Below are 16,443 nucleotides of genomic sequence, written 5' to 3'. Positions count from 1 at the left end.
CGCCTTAGGAGCCGAGGATGCCGGGGCCGAGGATCCAGACCGCGAAGGGCACCGGAGCCGCCGCACAAGCGATCGTCAAGAGCGTCGCGCGCGGCCCATAGAGACGGCTCAGCCCGGCGATCAGGCAAAGCCCGCCGCCGCCGCCGATCACCGCATTGCCCGGCAGGTTGAGCGCCGCAGCCAAGGCCAGATACCGGTATTTCACCACGTAAGGACCAAGCCAGCTCGGCAGACGGTTGCGCAGCAGGGCGAGCCGCCGCTCCGGGCTCAGAAGCGCGATCTGGTCGAGCAGGGCGCAGGCCTTGCGCAGGCGCAGATCCTGAAACACCCCGTGGAGCCAGGCATAGGGCAGGGCGCGTCCGGCCATGAACGCGACGCCGAGCCCGAGCACCGTGGCACCATAGACAAAGGGCGCGATCGTGGCCCCTTGCAGCACGAGCAAGGTCACACCGATCTCGATCCCCGGCACGAAGGGCACCGCGATGAGCAGGGCGTAAAGGGTCAGCGCGAGCACCAGAACCGAGATCTGCACCGGCCCGCGCGTGGCCTCGGGCAGGGTGTCGGCGGTCTCCATCACTTGCATGATCAGGGCCTGAGCGGCAAACGCGATGGCCAGAACAACCAGTCCGCGCAACGCCAGCCGGAGGAGGGTTTTGCCCAGCCCGGGCGGGGCATAGCCCAGATGTACGGGCGGTTTGGAAGGGGCTTTCGGGACCACCGTTGGAGGGTGGCCCCGATGAGCGCGCAAAGCAAGCGCGGCCTGCGGTCCTGGCGTCGCAGCCGCCTCAGCTTGCGCGGCGGCGTCCGCCCCGGCGTCCCCCGCGCCCGGCGGAGCCCGCGGCGGCGGCCTTGGCGGCCTCGGGGAAGGGGGTGCCTGCCTTATGCGCCTCGAGCACGCGGGCGAAATTGATCCACTGCCCGCCATTGGGGTCATGGTTCATCAGGAAGTTGGCGGCGTGGATCGCCTCCATCTCCTGGGCGCGGATCGGGTTCATGATGGCGCTGGTCATGCCTGCGGCAATGGCCATGGGCAGAAAGGCCGCGCCGAGACCATGCCGGTTGGGCAGGCCGAAGCTGATATTGGAGGCACCGCAGGTGGTGTTCACACCCAGTTCATCACGCAGCCGCGCCACCAGCGTAAACACCTGTCGCCCGGCTGTCGCCATGGCGCCCACGGGCATCACCAGCGGGTCCACGACGATATCATGGGCCGGAATGCCGAAATCCGCCGCACGCTCAACGATCTTCTTGGCCACGGCAAAGCGCACATCCGGGTCCTCGGAGATGCCCGTGTCGTCATTGGAGATCGCCACCACGGGCACATTGTATTTCTTGACAAGGGGCAGGATGACCTCCAGCCGCTCCTCCTCGCCGGTGACGGAGTTCAGGAGCGGACGGCCCTCGGCCATCTCCAGCCCGTTTTCCAGCGCGCCGGGCACCGAGCTGTCGATGCAAAGCGGCACATCGACCAGCGCCTGCACGCGGCTGACGAGTTCCTTCATGAGCATGGGCTCAACGAAGTTGTTGTCCGCATAGCGCGGGTCTTCGGCCATCTTGTTGGTGAAAACCGCACCGGAATTCACATCCAGCACCATGGCGCCGCAGGCGACCTGCTCCAGCGCGTCCTTCTCGACCGTGCTGAAGTCGCCCGCCTCAAGCTCGGCGGCGAGCTTCTTGCGGCCCGTGGGGTTGATCCGCTCGCCGATCACGCAGAACGGCTCGTCAAAGCCGATGGTGACGGTCTTGGTCTTGGATTCGATGACAGTGCGCGTCATGCGGCGGCTCCTGATTGGCGGTCGAGCAGGGGCCCGAGCGCAGGGTCTGTGAAGTCGGAGAAGGTGGCCGTGGCGCCCGCGCCCCGAAGCGTGGCGTCATCGAGCGTCGAGCGGATGCCGAGGGTCAGGATGCCGGCGGCGGCGGCGGCGCGGATCCCCGAGGGGCTGTCCTCAAACGCGATGGCGGTCTCTGCCGTGGCGCCCACGCGGCGCAATCCTTCGAGATAGGGGGCCGGGTCGGGTTTGCCCGCCGCGCATTCATCGCTGACCACCAGCGTGTCGAAGCGATGCGCAACCCCGATGGATGAGAGCATGAACTCCGCATTGATCCGGGGCGCGTTGGTCACGACGGCCTTGGCCCAGCCTGCCTGATCCGCGCGGTCGAGCAGGGCGACGAGCCCGGGCATGGGGGGCGAGTCCGGCCCCAGAAGCACGCGGAAGGCGGCCTCCTTTTCCTCGGCCATGGCCTCCCCATCCTCATCCGGGAAGAACTCGGCAAAGATCTCGGCATTCAGGCGCCCATGAATGCGGGTATTGTAGAAGGCCTCGTCGATCTCGCGCCCATGTTCGGCGAACTGATCCACGAAAGCCTGCGCATGGAGCGGGTCCGAGGCAAGCAGGGTCCCGTCGAGATCGAAGAGCAAAGCTGTAATCATTCCGGAGGGTTATCCCTGCTGGCTGGCGGTTGCGGCGCCACCGGATTGCTCGGCAATCCAGGTCGCGGAGGTCTTGATGCCGCCCAGCGGGAAGACATGCACCTGCTCGATGAGGCTGGCGGGGTTGGCGGCCTTGTAGGCCACCAGATCGCGCAGCACCTCGTCGGGGGTGTAGGGCAGCACCAGCTTGGTGACATCCATGGCACGCTTCTGCAGCACTTTGAGCGAGGGACCCACGCCGCAGGCGATGGCGAACTTGATCAAGGTTTGCAGCTTGGCAGGACCAGCGATCCCGAGATGGACGGGCATGGTGATGCCCTGCGCCTGCAGCCCCTCGGCCCAGGCGGCAATCGGAGCCATTTCAAAGGCGAACTGTGTGGCAATTGCCATGCTCGCATCGGTCTGCTCCGAGAAGCCCTGTTTCCAGGCCAGCGCTGCATCGACCTCTGCCGTGCCGCCCTTGGGGTCGATGTCGCGATTGCCCTCGGGGTGTCCGGCCACATGGAGATGGGTGAAACCCGCCTTGTCGAAGAGGCCCGTCTCCAGCAGCTGCATGGAGCTGTCGAAATCGCCCAGAGGATCGGGGCGGCCCCCGGCGAGGATCAGGCCTTGCCGGACATCCGCCTCGCCCTGATAGCGCGCGATCCAGTCGCCCAGCGTGGCCGCATTCGCAATCGAGCGCGCCGGGAAATGGGGCATCACCTCGAACCCGTCGGCTGCGAGCCGGGCCGCAGTGCGGACCATGTCCTCGATGGGGGTGCCGTCGATATGGGCGATATAGACCCTTGTGCCCTGGGGGAGCAGGGCCGTGAAATCGGCGACCTTCTCGGCGGTCCGGGGCATGACCTCAATCGAATAGCCCGCGAGGATTCCGGCGAGGGTCCCGTCCGAACCGGCGGTGCGGCCGGGGCGCTTGAACTGCAAAAGTGCCATCACGGCCTCCGATATGCGGCGGGGGATCAGGCCCAACCGTCCTTTTCGATCAGCGCCTTGATCGCGGCGGTGTCGAATTCGGCCTCGATCCGGGCCGCTTCGGCCTCGGCAATCTCGGCCTGATCACCATCCACGGGATAGGGCGCTGCTTTCCTCCATTCAGCCAGATAAGCATCGGTCCCCGCCGCGCCCACCTTCATCGCACAGCGATCGATCGCTTGCTCGAAGCGCTCGCTCAGTTGCTTCTTGGCGCCGCGTCGCCCCTTGCCCACGATGACCTGGGCTGGGATGTCGCGCCAATAGACGATGGTCACATCGGGCATTCCCGACCTCCTCTCCGGCTAGGTCCTGTATGACGCGGGCGTTGCCCCCGGTGCGGTGCATTTTCGACATGCGCCGCGACAAGACCGACCATTTGCAGTGGTTTCCCCTTCTAGGAGGCCCGGGGCCGCGGGGCCAGAGCGGCGCATCGGAAAAATTCTCATGGTTTTTATGAGCCGGGACGGGCCCGGGGCCGTCTTGCTCTAAACCCTCCGATTCTATATGGTTTTAGACAACCAAGGATTGTACCGATGTCGAAAAGATCCCGGAGACGGGCCAGACCCCATCTTCGTGCCGTGCCGGATCCTGCCGAGCCGGGACAGGCGGCGGTGCAGGGGATCGCGCCCGCTTCGGCCCGGCGCCCGGGAACAGGCCCGGCCAAGAGCCCTGCGCAAGACGGCAAGCCCGATCCGGCGGACCTTTATGCGGCGCTCGATCTGGGGACGAATTCCTGCCGGATGCTGATCGCGCAACCCAAGGGCAACCAGTTCCATGTGGTGGACAGTTTCTCGAAATCCGTGCAGCTCGGCCATGGGCTGGAGGCCTCCGGTCGGCTCAGCCGCGCGTCCATGGCGCGCACGGTGGGGGCGCTCAAGATCTGCCAGCGCAAGCTGACCACCCACAATGTGCAACGGATGCGGCTTGTGGCGACCGAGGCCTGCCGCCGGGCCACCAACGCGCCGGAATTTATCTCGCTTGTGCAACGGGATACCGGGCTCGCACTCGAGATCATCGAACCGGAGCAGGAGGCGCGCCTCGCCGTGGTCTCCTGTGCGCCGCTCGTGTCCACCAAGACCGAGCAACTGCTGGTGGTGGATATCGGCGGCGGCTCCACGGAGCTTGTCTGGATCGATCTGAGCGGGGTGCCTCGGCTCGAGCGTCCCAGTGCGATCATGCGGCTCCATGCGGGGTTTGATGAGGTCACGCCGGGGCTCGCGCCTGCGCGGGTGGTGGACTGGATCTCCGTGCCGCTCGGTGTGGCCACTCTCAAGGACCAGTTCAGCGATGTGGATGATGATGCCGCGCGCTTTGCGCTTATGAGCTGGTTCTTCGAGGAAAACCTCGCGGATTTCTCGCCCTATAACGAGACCGATCAGGTGCGCGAAGGCTTCCAGATCATTGGCACCTCGGGCACGGTCACCACTGTGGCGGCGAGCCATCTGAACCTGCGGCGCTATGATCGCAACAAGGTGGACGGGCTGCGTATGACCTCGGATCAGATCGATACGGTGATCCAGACCTATCTCGCCATGGGCCCCGAGGGCCGCCGCAAGGATCCGCGGATCGGCCGGGATCGGCATTCGCTGATCATGTCCGGATCGGCGATCCTGCAGGCGCTTCTGCGGGTCTGGCCCACGGACCGGCTCTCGGTCGCGGATCGGGGGCTGCGCGAGGGGCTGCTTTATGCCCAGATGAGCGCGGATGGCGTGCTCGAAGACGGACCCTACTGACGGATCGGATCAGATGCCAAAGAAAGCCGGAAATTCAGGCCGCGGACAGCGGGACCTGCGGGTGCGGGTCAAGAGCGCCCGGGGCCGCAAGCTGAGCTCGACCCGTTGGCTCGAACGCCAGCTCAACGACCCCTATGTCCAGCGCGCCAAGCGCGAGGGCTATCGCGGGCGCGCGGCGTTCAAGATCCTCGAGATTGATGACAAGTACCGCTTCCTCGTGCCGGGCGCCCGGATCGTCGATCTTGGCTGCGCCCCCGGGGGCTGGTGCCAGGTCGCGGTGAAGCGGGTCAATGCGCTCGGCGAGAGGGCCGGGAAAGCGCAAGGCAAGGTGCTCGGCGTCGATCTGCAGGAGGTGGAGCATATCCCGGGCGCCGAGACCCATGTGCTCGACTTCATGGCCGATGGGGCCGATGAACAGGTCAAGGCCTGGCTCGGCGGACGTGCGGATGTGGTCATGTCGGACATGGCTGCGGCCAGTTCCGGGCACAAGCAGACGGACCATTTGCGGATCATGGCGCTGTGCGAGGCGGCGGCCTATCTCGCCTTCGACGTGCTGGAAGAGGGCGGGACCTTTGTCGCCAAGGTGCTTGCGGGCGGGGCAGAAGCGGATCTGCAGCGGCTGCTGAAGCAGTCCTTCAAGAAGGTCGCGAATGTGAAACCCGGGGCGAGCCGGTCGGACAGCTCCGAGAAGTTTGTCGTGGCCACCGGGTTCAAAGGCGTGAACCCCGTAGCGCGGGACTAGCTGGCGACGCGCAAGCCGGGCGCCTTTGCGGCGGCGGATTTCGGGTTCCGCACAAAGAGGATCGCCGGATTGGTGATCCCAGCGCTGGCCAGATCCCCTTCGAGTGTCCCAAGGGTCGACTGCAGGCAGGTCTCGCTCGCATGGCCGACGCTGGCGACCACATCCACCGCGCAGCTGTCGCGATGGCCATGCGCCAGAAGGTTCTCGCGAATCTCGGGCGCGCTGCCCACGCCCATATAGATCGCAATCGCCGTGCCCAGTTTCAGGTGACTGCCCCAATCGGGGCTGCGGTCGCCCTCGCGCAGTTGACCAGAGACGAAGGTCACGCTGTCGATCTCGCCGCGCTGGGTCAGTCCGGTCTCCAGCCGCGCGGAGGCGGCGGAGGCGGCGGTGATGCCCGGCACGATCTCCACCTCGAGACCGGCGCCCTTGATCGCGGCGACCTCTTCTTCGAGACGGCCAAAGACGACCGGGTCGCCGCATTTCAGGCGAACGACGGTTTTGCCTTCTTTCGCGGCCTGCACCATGACCTGATTGATCCGATCCTGAGGCCAGCTTTCGGCACCGGGGGTCTTGCCCACAAGCACGCGCTCCGCATCCCGGCGGGCAAGCTCCAGCACGCCTGGATCCACCAGACGGTCATAGAAGATAATGTCAGCCTCTTGCAGGCGCTGCACCCCGCGCAGGGTCATCAGGTCCGCGCCCCCCGGACCCGCGCCCACGAGCGCGATCCGTCCGGCATCGGCGGCGGGCGCGCCGCCCTGGGCGATGGCATCCTTGATCAGGCGCGCGGCCTCGCGCTCAGCCCCGGATTTATGGGTCGCGCGCGGCGCACCGTTGAAGACCCAGCGCCAGAGATCCCGGCGCTTGCGCGGTTGCAACCGCGCCGCCGCCGCCGGGCGCAGACGCCCCGCAAGCGCGGCGAGACCGCCGAGCCCGGGCTCCAGCAGTTCTTCCATCCGTGACTTGATCTGGCGGGCCAGCACCGGGGCGGTGCCCTCGGTGCCGATGGCCACCACCACCGGATCGCGGTCGACGATCGAGGGGGTATAGGCCTCGCAGAGATCCGGCTGGTCGACCACATTCACGAGTACCCGCGCCGCCTCTGCGAGCCCGTGCAGGCTCGCATCGGTTCCGGGGCAGCCCGTGGCGATGAAGCAAAGCGACACCGGCTTCAGATCCGTAACGCTCGGGATCTCGCGCTGCCACTGGATCTTGCCGCTCTTGGCGAGCTCGGCCAGCTCCGGGTCCAGCTCGGGCCAATAGAGCGTCACCCGCGCCTCGGATTTCAGGATCAGGCGGCATTTCTGCGCGGCCTGCTCACCACCGCCGAGGATCGCCACATCGCGATCACGCATCCGAACGAACATGGGGAAGGTCTTCATGGTCGTGTCTCCTGTCAGTCGCGGATCAGGCCGCGTGGCGGGTTTGCCGCGCGCTCCAGAGGGTGGCTGCCTTGGCTTCCGCCTCGGCCAGGGTTTGCGTCGCCCCGAGGGTCCAGAGCGCCAGCGCGGCGGTGCCCAGAACCGTGGCCGTGGCGAAGGGATGGTGCCAGCTGCCCTCCCAAAGGGCGGCGAGATGGGCGGGATCATCCGTCACCTCGGTCAGGCGGCGGGTGTCGTCGAGGATCGCGGGGGCGTCGGACCACGCGCCTTGCGGGCCGAAGCCGTGGCAGACCACGGGCTTGCCCGGGTAACGTTCAAACTCGCCGCCACCGCCCTTGATGATCATCGCGGCACTGTCGCCCAACCGTTGGCAGGCGGCCTCCTGCAGCTCGCGATAGGGCGGGTGGAAGACGCCCTGCACGGTGACCGGCGCCGCGGCGGGGTTGGCCACGCGCAAACAGGTGTTCACGCAGGACCGCAGACCCAGATGATCGCGCAGGGCCAGCAGATCCGTCGCCCGGGCCGAGAGCGCCTCCAGCGGGATATAGGCGATGCCGGTATCCTCGAGCGCGGCTGCTGCCTCGGTCGGCGTGAGCGACATGGACAGACCCAGTGGGCCAAGATGGGCACGCAGGGCCGCATCCGAGCCGTTCCGCCCATGGAGCACGATGCGGTACCCCGCCGCCGCCACAAGCCGCGCGCTCAGCAGGAACCAGGGGAGACCGCGCGTGCGCCCGGCCGAGTAGCTCGACCAATCGAGATCCGCGTCGAGCTTGGACCAGCGGCGCAGGTGATCGCGAAAGGCGGCGGAAAACCCTGTGATCTCATCCGCTGTCTCGCCCCGCAGGCGCAGGGTCATCAGCAGGGCGCCCACGGCCTCTGGCGCGCCGGTGCCGTCGAGCACATGGGTCATCGCCTCCTGCGCTTCGGTCTGGGTCAGCGGGCGGGCCCGCCCGGGACCGCGCGCCACCGTGGCGATATAGGGCGCGAGGCTCATTACTCGGCCGCGAGCTTCAAGGCCGGGGTGCTGGCAATCAGGGCTTGCAGCTCCGGTCGGCAGGAGCCGCAATTGGTCCCGGCTTGCGTGCAAGCGCCAAGGGCTTCGACCGTGTTGGCCCCGTCCTGGATCGCGCGGCGCAGGTCGTTCACGCCCACATCGAAACAGGCGCAAACCGTCGCCCCGGCATCCGGGCGATCCGCACCGGGAATGCCCGCAAGGGCGCGGAAGGGATCCTCTGTCGCGCCGATCAGGGCAACCGCATGGCTGCGCGATAGAGCGACCGGGCTGGGGGCCGCGAAGAAGAGACCGATGATCGTGTCGCCCTCGGTGATCGCCACCCGGGCTGTTCCGCGTGCGGGATCCTCGATGACCGAGGCCGTGCCTGTGCTCAACCCCAGAACACTGCGGGCCTCGGCCTCCCAATCGCTTGGGCGTTTGATCCCGGCCACCTCGGCGCGCGTGCCGGTCTTTGTCCGGGCAATCGCGGCATAGGGCCGGGTCGGGGTCATGGCCTCGGTGCTGGCGGCAAAGCCGTACCAGCCCGCGGCAAAGCGCTCGAGCGCCACAGGCGTGCCCTTGGAGGCAGGCTGGCCAGAGAATGGGTCCGTGACCGGTGCGATGACCGCGTTGATCCGCCCGGTCGTCGAGACGATATCGGTCCAGTGCATGGGCACGAACACCGCGCCGGTCTGCACCCGGTCGGTCACCAGCACCCGCAAGGTCGCCGCGCCATAGGGCGAGGACACCGTGACCAGCTCCGCATCGCCCATCCCGGCCTCTTCGGCGTCCTGGGGATGGATCTCCAGATAGGGCTCTGCCATATGCGCGCCGAGGCGCGGGGCCTTACCGGTCCGGGTCATCGTATGCCAATGGTCGCGCACCCGGCCCGTATTGAGCCGCACCGGGAAGCCAACCTGGGTCACCGGCGCTGCGGGCGGCGTGATCGGCAGCATCTTGGCCTTGCCATCCGCGTGGTAGAACCCGCCCTTGGCAAAGAACCGACCGCCGGCTGCGCCCTCGGCCGGCACAGGCCAAACCGTGGGAGAGAGCGCGTCATAGGCGCTGTCTGTGAGGTTCGCGAGGCCAGAGATGTCGAAATCCCTGGCAAAGCGCGGCCCCAGAGCGGACAGAGCCGCATATTCGCGGAACACCTCCGCCTCCGAGCGATAGTCGAACGCTTCGGTCCAGCCCATGCGACGGCCCACATCGGCGATGATGTCCCAATCCGGGCGCGCCTCGCCGGGGGCGGCGAGAAACTTGCGCTGGCGCGAGATGCACCGTTCGGAGTTGGTGACCGTACCGGACTTCTCGCCCCAACCCGTGGCAGGGAGCAGAACATCGACGCAGCGGCCCGTATCCGTATCGGCGATGATGTCGGTCATCACGGTGAAGGGCACCACGCGGATTGCGGCAGCAACCTTGTCCGCATCGGGCAGCGAGACGACCGGGTTCGTGGACATGATCCAGAGCGCCTTGATCCGCCCATCGGCGCAGGCGTCAAAGAGGTCCACCGCCTTGAGCCCTGGCTTGGTCGCCATGGTGGGGGAGGACCACATCTCCTGCACCGCGTCGCGGTGATCGGCGTTCTCGATATCTAGATGGCAAGCGAGCATGTTGGCGAGCCCACCGACCTCGCGCCCACCCATGGCATTGGGCTGCCCGGTCATGGAGAACGGCCCCATCCCCGCGCGCCCGATCCGGCCCGTGGCCAGATGGCAGTTCAGGATGGCATTGACCTTGTCGGTCCCGCAGGAGGATTGGTTCACCCCTTGGGAATAGAGCGTGACGACCTTCTCGGTGCTGCACCACATCTCAAGGAAGGCGTTGAGCTCTGCTGCGGTCAAACCCGTCTCGGTGGTTTCGGTCTGCTGGGCGGTTGCCAGTGCCGCGTCATAGCCGTTGACGCCTTGCGCTACAAAGGCCTCGTCGGTCAGCCCCCGTTTGGCGATCTCCGCCAGCAGCAGGTTGAAGACCGCAGCATCCCCATCCGGTCGGATCGACAGATGCAGATCCGCGAGGTTCGAGGTGGCCGTGCGGCGCGGATCGATGACCACGACCTTCAGCTCCGGACGAGCCTGCTTGGCAGCCTGCAGGCGCTGGAAGAGCACCGGGTGACACCAGGCGAGGTTCGAGCCTACGAGCACTACGAGATCGGCTGTCTCGAAATCCGTGTACTGGCCGGGAACCGTATCCGTGCCGAAGGCGCGCTTGTGTCCGGCCACGGAGGAGGCCATGCAAAGTCTTGAATTCGTGTCGATATTCGCCGAACCCATATAGCCCTTCATGAGCTTGTTGGCGACGTAGTAATCCTCGGTCAGCAACTGCCCCGAGACATAGAAAGCGACGCTATCCGGCCCATGCTCGGCGATCGCGGCCTTGAACCGGTCTGCCACCAGATCGAGTGCTTCGTCCCAGCCCGCGCGGCGACCGCCGATCTGCGGGGCGAGAAGACGACCCTCGAGATCGAGGGTCTCGCCGAGCGCCGAGCCCTTGGAGCAGAGCCGCCCCAGATTGGCCGGGTGATCGGGATCCCCGGCAATGCTGCCATCCGCTCCGGCCAGAACGCCGCAGCCGACGCCGCAATAGGGGCAGGTGGTGCAGGTCGGGCTCGGAGCGTCCTGTGTCATTCGGCGGCCATCCGGGATTGCAGGAACTGCGTCTCCAGCAGGATCCGACCGGCCTCGACCCGCGCCGGGTAGGTGGGCACCGTGCCTTCATCGGCCCCTTGCGCCTCGCCGGTCTCCAGGCTGAACACCCAATTGTGCAGCGGACAGGTCACCTTGTTGCCATGGACGATCCCCTCGGAAAGCGGCCCACCCTTATGGGGGCAGGAATTTTCCAACGCATAGACCTCATCCGATCCCGTCCGGAACACGGCAACACAGCCCATGGCGGTCTTCACCACCCGCGCGCCGCGGGTGGGAATGTCCTCGAGGGCCCCAATGTCAATCCAGTCGCTCATTCCGCGGCCTCCAGTTTGAAATCAGCGATCGGCTGATAATTGTCCGCATTCTCGGCGGCTTCCGCGGCCCAGGGGTCTTTCTGATAGATGGTCTGGGACAGCTCGAACCGCTCGATCAGACCCTGGCGCGTGGCCGCGTCGAAGACCTGCTCCTTGACCCAGTCGAGCCCGACCTTCGCGACCCATTTATAGGGCCGGTCCAGATACTTGGCGTTCTCGCGGAAGAGCTGCATGAAGGCGGTGACATAGTCGATCGCCTCCTGCTCGGTGGCGACATCGGCCAGACGCTCGGTCTCTTTCACATCCATGCCCGCAGCCCCGGCAACGCCGATCTGATAGCCGCTATCGACACAGACGATCCCAATGTCTTTGCAGGTCGCCTCGGCACAGTTGCGCGGACAGCCAGAGACACCCAGCTTCACCTTATGGGGCGTCCAGGAGCCCCAGAGCTTCTTCTCGAGCTTGATGCCCAGGCCCGTGCTGTCCTGGGTGCCGAACCGGCAGTGGTCCTTGCCGACACAGGTTTTCACCGTGCGCAGACCCTTGGCATAGGCATGGCCCGAAACCATCCCCGCATCATTGAGATCCTTCCAGATCGCAGGCAGGTCTTCGCCCTTCACACCCAGCAGGTCGATCCGCTGACCGCCGGTCACATGGACCGTCGGCACGTTATACTTGTCGGCGGCATCGGCAATCGCGCGCAGCTCGTCCGGCGTGGTCATCCCGCCCCACATGCGCGGCACGACGGAATAGGTGCCGTCCTTCTGGATATTCGCATGGCGCCGTTCGTTGATGAAACGGCTCTGCGGGTCGTCCTGATACTCCACCGGCCAATCGGCCAAGAGGTAGAAGTTCAACGCCGGGCGGCAGACATGGCAGCCGCAGCTGGTCTTCCAGCCGAGCTCCTGCCAGACGGCCGCCATGGATTTGAGCTCCTGGCTCTTGATCATGCGCCGCACGTCTTCATGGGTCAGATCTGTGCAGCCGCACATGGAGGCCGCGGCGGGGATGACGAAATCATCGCCCAGGGTCACGCCGAGTACCTGCTCGACCAGACCCGTGCAGGTCCCGCAGGAGCCTGAGGCCTTGGTCACCGCCCGCACGGCCCCCAGATCCGTAGCGCCGCCCTCGATGGCCGCCACGATGTCGCCCTTGGATACGCCGTTACAGCCACAGATTTCCGCATCAAGCGGTAAGGCTGCAACGGCCGCCATAGGGTCCAGTGCGGCCCCCCCCTGGTAAGCCGGGCCAAAGATCAGCGTGTCGCGCATCTCGGAGATGTCTTCGCCGGACTGGATCAGGCCGAAGAACCAGTTGCTGTCGGCGGTGTCGCCGTAGAACACGGCGCCCACGACTTTGTTTTCTTCGATCACGAGGCGCTTGTAGACGCCGCGCGCGGGGTCGCGGAAGACAATGTCCTCGCGGCCCTCGCCATCGGCGAAATCACCGGCGGAGAAGAGATCACAGCCCGTCACCTTCAGCTTGGTCGAGAGAGACTTCTGAACAAACGTTGCCTCTTCGCCCAGCAGGGTCTTGGCCAGAACCTTTGCCTGATCATAGAGCGGGGCGACAAGGCCGAAGATCGCGCCGTCATGTTCGACGCATTCCCCCACAGCGAAGATCGCCGGATCGGAGGTTAGCATCTGGTCATCCACATGGATGCCCTTGCCCACCGCCAGACCGGCCTCTTGCGCCAGCTTTACATTCGGGCGGATGCCCACGGCCATGACCAGCAGGTCACAGGGCAGCTCGGTGCCATCATCCAGCAGCAGGGCCTTCACATGCCCATCTTCGCCGAGGATTTCCTTGGAATTGGCCGAGCATTTCACGGTGATGTTCTTGTCGGTCAGCGCCTTGCGCAGCAGGTATCCGGCGGCTTCGTCCAGCTGACGTTCCATCAGGTGACCCATGATGTGGATCACGGTGACATCGACGCCGCGCGCGGCCATGCCGGCTGCCGCCTCAAGGCCCAGCAGACCGCCACCGATGACCACGACCTTGTTGTCGGGGCCCATGGCCATCATCCGCTCGGTGTCTTCCAGGTCGCGATAGGCAATCACGCCTTCCAGATCATGGCCGGGCAGGGGGATGATAAACGGGTTGGAGCCAGTGCCGAAGATCAGCTTGTCATAGGCCACCTCGTCGCCGGTCTCGGAGACGACGACCTTGCGTTCCCGGTCGATCTTGGCGACGCGCTCGCCAAAGCGGCAGGTGACGCCGTTCTCTTCATACCACTCGGCGGTATGGGTGACGATCTCGTCATAGGTCTTCTCGCCCGACAGGACCGGGCTGAGCATGATGCGGTTGTAGTTCCCGCGCGGCTCTGCATTGAAGAGTGTTACCTCATAGGCGTCCGGATCTGCCTCCAGCAGAGATTCCAGGGCACGGCCAGAGGCCATACCTGCGCCAATGATGACGAGTTTTTGCGTCATGGGCTCCCTCCAATCAGGAAGGTCGGTGGGCGCCCCGACGCACGGGGTCAGCCGACCAACAAGGGTTTCAGGTCGTTAACTCCACCCCCGGAGACGCTCCGGCGGCAGCATTGATCATGGTTGTGGACAAGCGGTCATAGGCATTGCGCCAGGCCGCCTCGGTGGACGCATCGAACGCGTCGCCCAGGGTTTCGCTCAGGGACCAGATCAGGGCCTCGCCCATCTTCTGGTAATGCTGTTCGGTCACCCCGTAGCGCCCGTGGCGTGCAGCCATTTCGAGTGCTTTCGGCGGCAGGGCGCCATCAGTGCGCAGCCCGCGCACGATCAGGGCCAGAGCCTGCATGAGCATCTCGGATTGCCGGGCGATGCTCGTGGAGAACATGCCCTTGATCACGGGATCCATTTCAAACAGGCGGGTGTAGAACATCATTCCGAACTTGGCTTTGAGGGGGAACACTTTGGCAAAGGACGTCTGGATCAGGCGAATTTCGGCAGGGGTCATAGCGGATGCTCCATTTCTGCGTGAAGATTCTGTCAGTTGATCAGATTTCCCTTATGATCCGGTGTGTTCCCTCCTTCAGATTTGTGAAATTTCTTAAGGCTTTTAGGCGTTAACCTTAGGCCCAGATCTTCCACCAGGGTTTCTTCGGGGTGTTGGCAGGCGCGGCCGTTTCGATCGTCTCCGAGGGGTAGGCCGCGGCGATCATCACGCCCGAAAGCGTGGTGTAGGCACCGAGCCAGGCCTCTTTCAGTTCCGGGGTGAATTCATCGCCCAGACCCTTGTCGAGCGTGTAGATCAGCGCTTCGCCCACGGGGGTGTAGTGCTCGGCCTTGACGCCGTAATCCACATGCTTGACGGCGAGCTGCTCGGCCACGGGGACGATCTTGTCCAGATCCCGCAGACCATTCACCACCACACCGAGGGTCGCCATCAGCTTGCTGCCCTGTTGCTTCATGTCGCCCTTGAAGAAAGGCTTCACTTGAGGGGCGATTTCGAACAGGCGCGTGTAGAAGATCTCGGCGGCTGCGTCGCTGATCGGGGCAACTTTCTTGAAGCTATCCTGAATGAGGGTGATTTGGTCCGGGGTCATTGTGGCTCACTCCGCTGCAATGGGTTTCGGGGCCGGAGCGGGCTTTTTGGGCTTCGCACCGTGTTCATATTCTTCAAGGAAATCCAACACTTCCTGACGGTAGGTGTAGTAATCCGGATGCTCGAGCAACGCCTTGCGGGTGCGCGGGCGGGGCAGATCCACATTGGTGATCTTGCCGATCGTGGCGCGCGGGCCGTTGGTCATCATGACCACGCGGTCGGCCAGAAGGATCGCTTCATCCACATCATGGGTCACGCAGATCGCGGTCACCTTGGTACGGGACCAGACCTCCATCAGCACTTCCTGCAGCTCCCAGCGGGTCAGGCTGTCGAGCATCCCGAAGGGCTCATCGAGCAGCAGAAGCTTGGGGCTGAGGGCGAAGGCCCGGGCGATGCCGACCCGCTGCTTCATGCCGTTGGAAAGGTCCGAGGCGGCTTTGTCCATGCTGTCGGCGAGGCCCACACGCTCGAGATAATACTCGACCACGTCTTGCCGCTCGGCCGCAGAAGCGCGGGGATACACCCGGTCCACACCGACGCTGACATTCTCTTTAGCGGTCAGCCAGGGGAAGAGGCTCGGCGACTGGAACACCACCGCGCGCTCGGGATCGGCGCCTTCCACATGGCGGCCATCGAGCTTGATTGCGCCCTTGGAAATCTCGTTGAGACCGGCGGCCATTGTCAGAACTGTCGATTTGCCGCAGCCCGAATGCCCGATCAGGGAGATGAACTCGCCCTTGTTGAGCTTGAGATTGAAATCCTCGACCACGGTCAGCGGCCCCTTGGGTGTCGGATAGATCTTGTGGAGCTGGCTGAAGTCGAGGAAGCGCTCTTCGATCATGCCGGCCTGAGCCTTGGCGACCGCTGCGGGCACACCATGGATCGGCGTGACATCGGGCAGGATCTTGGTGCCTTCGGCCTTGGCGTCGATGCCCACATCCATCAGGTACTTGGTCACGTCCGCGCGCAGCTTCTTGAAGCCCGCATGGTGGTTCATCTCAACCCGATCCCGGGGGCGGGGGATGTTCACGGTGAACGCATCGCCCAGGGTTCCGTCGGGGTTCAGGGCGATGATGCGGTCGGCGAGCACGATGGCCTCGTCCACATCATTGGTGATCAGAACGCAGGTCTTCTTCTCTTCTTCCCAGATCCCCTCGATCTCGTCAGCGAGATTGGCGCGGGTCAGGGCGTCGAGGGCCGAAAGCGGCTCGTCCAGCAGCAGAACCTCGGGGTTCATGGCGAGCGCCCGGGCGACGTTCACCCGCTGGCGCATCCCACCCGACAACTCCGCCGGGCGGCGCGTGGTGGCGTGGCTCAGCCCGACCATCTTGACATAGTGGTCGACCTTGGCCTGACGCTCCGCCTTGCTGAGGCCGGGGAACATGGTGTCCACCGCGAGGCGCACATTGCCGTTCACCGTCAGCCAGGGCATCAGCGAATAGTTCTGGAAGATCACGCCGCGTTCCGGGCCGGGGCCGGTGACCGGCTTGCCCTTGAAGGTGACCTCGCCCTTGGTGGGCTGCTCGAGCCCGGCCATGAGGTTGATCAGCGTGGTCTTGCCGGTTCCGGAGAAGCCGAGGAGCACGAGGAACTCGCCCTCCCTGACTGTCAGGTTGATGTCCTTGAGCACGTCCGCGCGGTTGGCGCCTTCACCGAAGCTCTTGGAGACGTTCTTGAATTCAATCGCGGTCATTTG

The 16,443-nt window shown here is 65.3% G+C and carries 15 protein-coding genes; 2 read left to right on the top strand and 13 right to left on the bottom strand.

The window, feature by feature from the left end; all coding sequences use genetic code 11:
• Positions 1-4: 4 nt before the first annotated feature.
• From ACP153_RS07240 to ACP153_RS07220, 5 genes are all read right to left on the bottom strand, one after another.
• Positions 5-718, bottom strand: a complete 714-nt coding sequence (locus ACP153_RS07240) for a hypothetical protein (RefSeq protein WP_424970308.1) — start codon at positions 716-718, stop codon at positions 5-7.
• Between the two features lie 67 nt (positions 719-785).
• Entirely contained in the window at positions 786-1,775 is a 990-nt protein-coding gene (locus tag ACP153_RS07235) for a methyltetrahydrofolate cobalamin methyltransferase (RefSeq protein ID WP_424970307.1), read from the bottom strand.
• On the bottom strand, positions 1,772-2,431 hold the full coding sequence (locus tag ACP153_RS07230) for an HAD family hydrolase (protein ID WP_424970306.1): 660 nt from the start codon (positions 2,429-2,431) through the stop codon (positions 1,772-1,774). Before ACP153_RS07230 ends, ACP153_RS07235 begins: the two co-directional genes overlap by 4 nt.
• Before the next feature lie 9 nt (positions 2,432-2,440).
• Positions 2,441-3,364: a methylenetetrahydrofolate reductase gene (locus ACP153_RS07225; RefSeq protein ID WP_424970305.1), complete on the bottom strand. Its 924-nt coding sequence runs from the start codon at positions 3,362-3,364 to the stop codon at positions 2,441-2,443.
• A gap of 26 nt (positions 3,365-3,390) precedes the next feature.
• Positions 3,391-3,687 carry a virulence factor gene (locus ACP153_RS07220; protein WP_424970304.1) on the bottom strand — a complete coding sequence of 99 codons (297 nt, stop codon included), beginning with the start codon at positions 3,685-3,687 and terminating at the stop codon, positions 3,391-3,393.
• A gap of 249 nt (positions 3,688-3,936) precedes the next feature.
• Between ACP153_RS07220 and ACP153_RS07215 the strand changes: the two genes are divergently transcribed.
• Positions 3,937-5,136 carry a Ppx/GppA phosphatase family protein gene (locus ACP153_RS07215; protein WP_424970303.1) on the top strand — a complete coding sequence of 400 codons (1,200 nt, stop codon included), beginning with the start codon at positions 3,937-3,939 and terminating at the stop codon, positions 5,134-5,136.
• Between the two features lie 13 nt (positions 5,137-5,149).
• Positions 5,150-5,878, top strand: coding sequence for an RlmE family RNA methyltransferase (locus tag ACP153_RS07210; RefSeq protein WP_424970302.1), 729 nt, complete (start codon positions 5,150-5,152; stop codon positions 5,876-5,878).
• Here the strand turns inward: ACP153_RS07210 and cysG are convergent.
• The 8 genes from cysG to ACP153_RS07170 all read right to left on the bottom strand — a co-directional run bounded on the left by cysG (position 5,875) and on the right by ACP153_RS07170 (position 16,440).
• On the bottom strand, positions 5,875-7,263 hold the full coding sequence (gene cysG / locus ACP153_RS07205) for a siroheme synthase CysG (protein ID WP_424970301.1): 1,389 nt from the start codon (positions 7,261-7,263) through the stop codon (positions 5,875-5,877). The two genes, ACP153_RS07210 and cysG, sit on opposite strands and share 4 nt — an antisense overlap.
• Positions 7,264-7,288: 25 nt before the next feature.
• Complete coding sequence (locus tag ACP153_RS07200; protein ID WP_424970300.1) at positions 7,289-8,260, bottom strand: glycosyl transferase family protein; 972 nt, start codon at positions 8,258-8,260, stop codon at positions 7,289-7,291.
• A complete protein-coding gene (locus ACP153_RS07195; protein ID WP_424970299.1) occupies positions 8,260-10,890 on the bottom strand; it encodes a molybdopterin-dependent oxidoreductase in 2,631 nt (876 codons plus the stop codon). Before ACP153_RS07195 ends, ACP153_RS07200 begins: the two co-directional genes overlap by 1 nt.
• Positions 10,887-11,225 carry a nitrite reductase small subunit NirD gene (nirD, locus tag ACP153_RS07190; protein WP_424967661.1) on the bottom strand — a complete coding sequence of 113 codons (339 nt, stop codon included), beginning with the start codon at positions 11,223-11,225 and terminating at the stop codon, positions 10,887-10,889. Before nirD ends, ACP153_RS07195 begins: the two co-directional genes overlap by 4 nt.
• Positions 11,222-13,657: a nitrite reductase large subunit NirB gene (gene nirB, locus ACP153_RS07185; protein WP_424970298.1), complete on the bottom strand. Its 2,436-nt coding sequence runs from the start codon at positions 13,655-13,657 to the stop codon at positions 11,222-11,224. Before nirB ends, nirD begins: the two co-directional genes overlap by 4 nt.
• 67 nt (positions 13,658-13,724) lie before the next feature.
• A complete protein-coding gene (locus ACP153_RS07180) occupies positions 13,725-14,159 on the bottom strand; it encodes a globin domain-containing protein (RefSeq protein ID WP_424970297.1) in 435 nt (144 codons plus the stop codon).
• 115 nt (positions 14,160-14,274) lie between these two features.
• Positions 14,275-14,748 carry a globin family protein gene (locus tag ACP153_RS07175; protein WP_424970296.1) on the bottom strand — a complete coding sequence of 158 codons (474 nt, stop codon included), beginning with the start codon at positions 14,746-14,748 and terminating at the stop codon, positions 14,275-14,277.
• A 6-nt stretch (positions 14,749-14,754) separates the two neighbouring features.
• Positions 14,755-16,440 (bottom strand): ABC transporter ATP-binding protein, encoded by a 1,686-nt coding sequence (locus tag ACP153_RS07170; RefSeq protein ID WP_424970295.1) that lies wholly within the window; start codon positions 16,438-16,440, stop codon positions 14,755-14,757.
• Positions 16,441-16,443: the final 3 nt, after the last annotated feature.

Origin of the sequence: Dinoroseobacter sp. S76 (assembly GCF_049801095.1) — a bacterium.
GTDB lineage: Bacteria > Pseudomonadota > Alphaproteobacteria > Rhodobacterales > Rhodobacteraceae > Dinoroseobacter.
The sequence above is the reverse complement of the archived record's forward strand: the minus strand, read 5'-3'. Positions and strand labels throughout refer to the sequence as shown.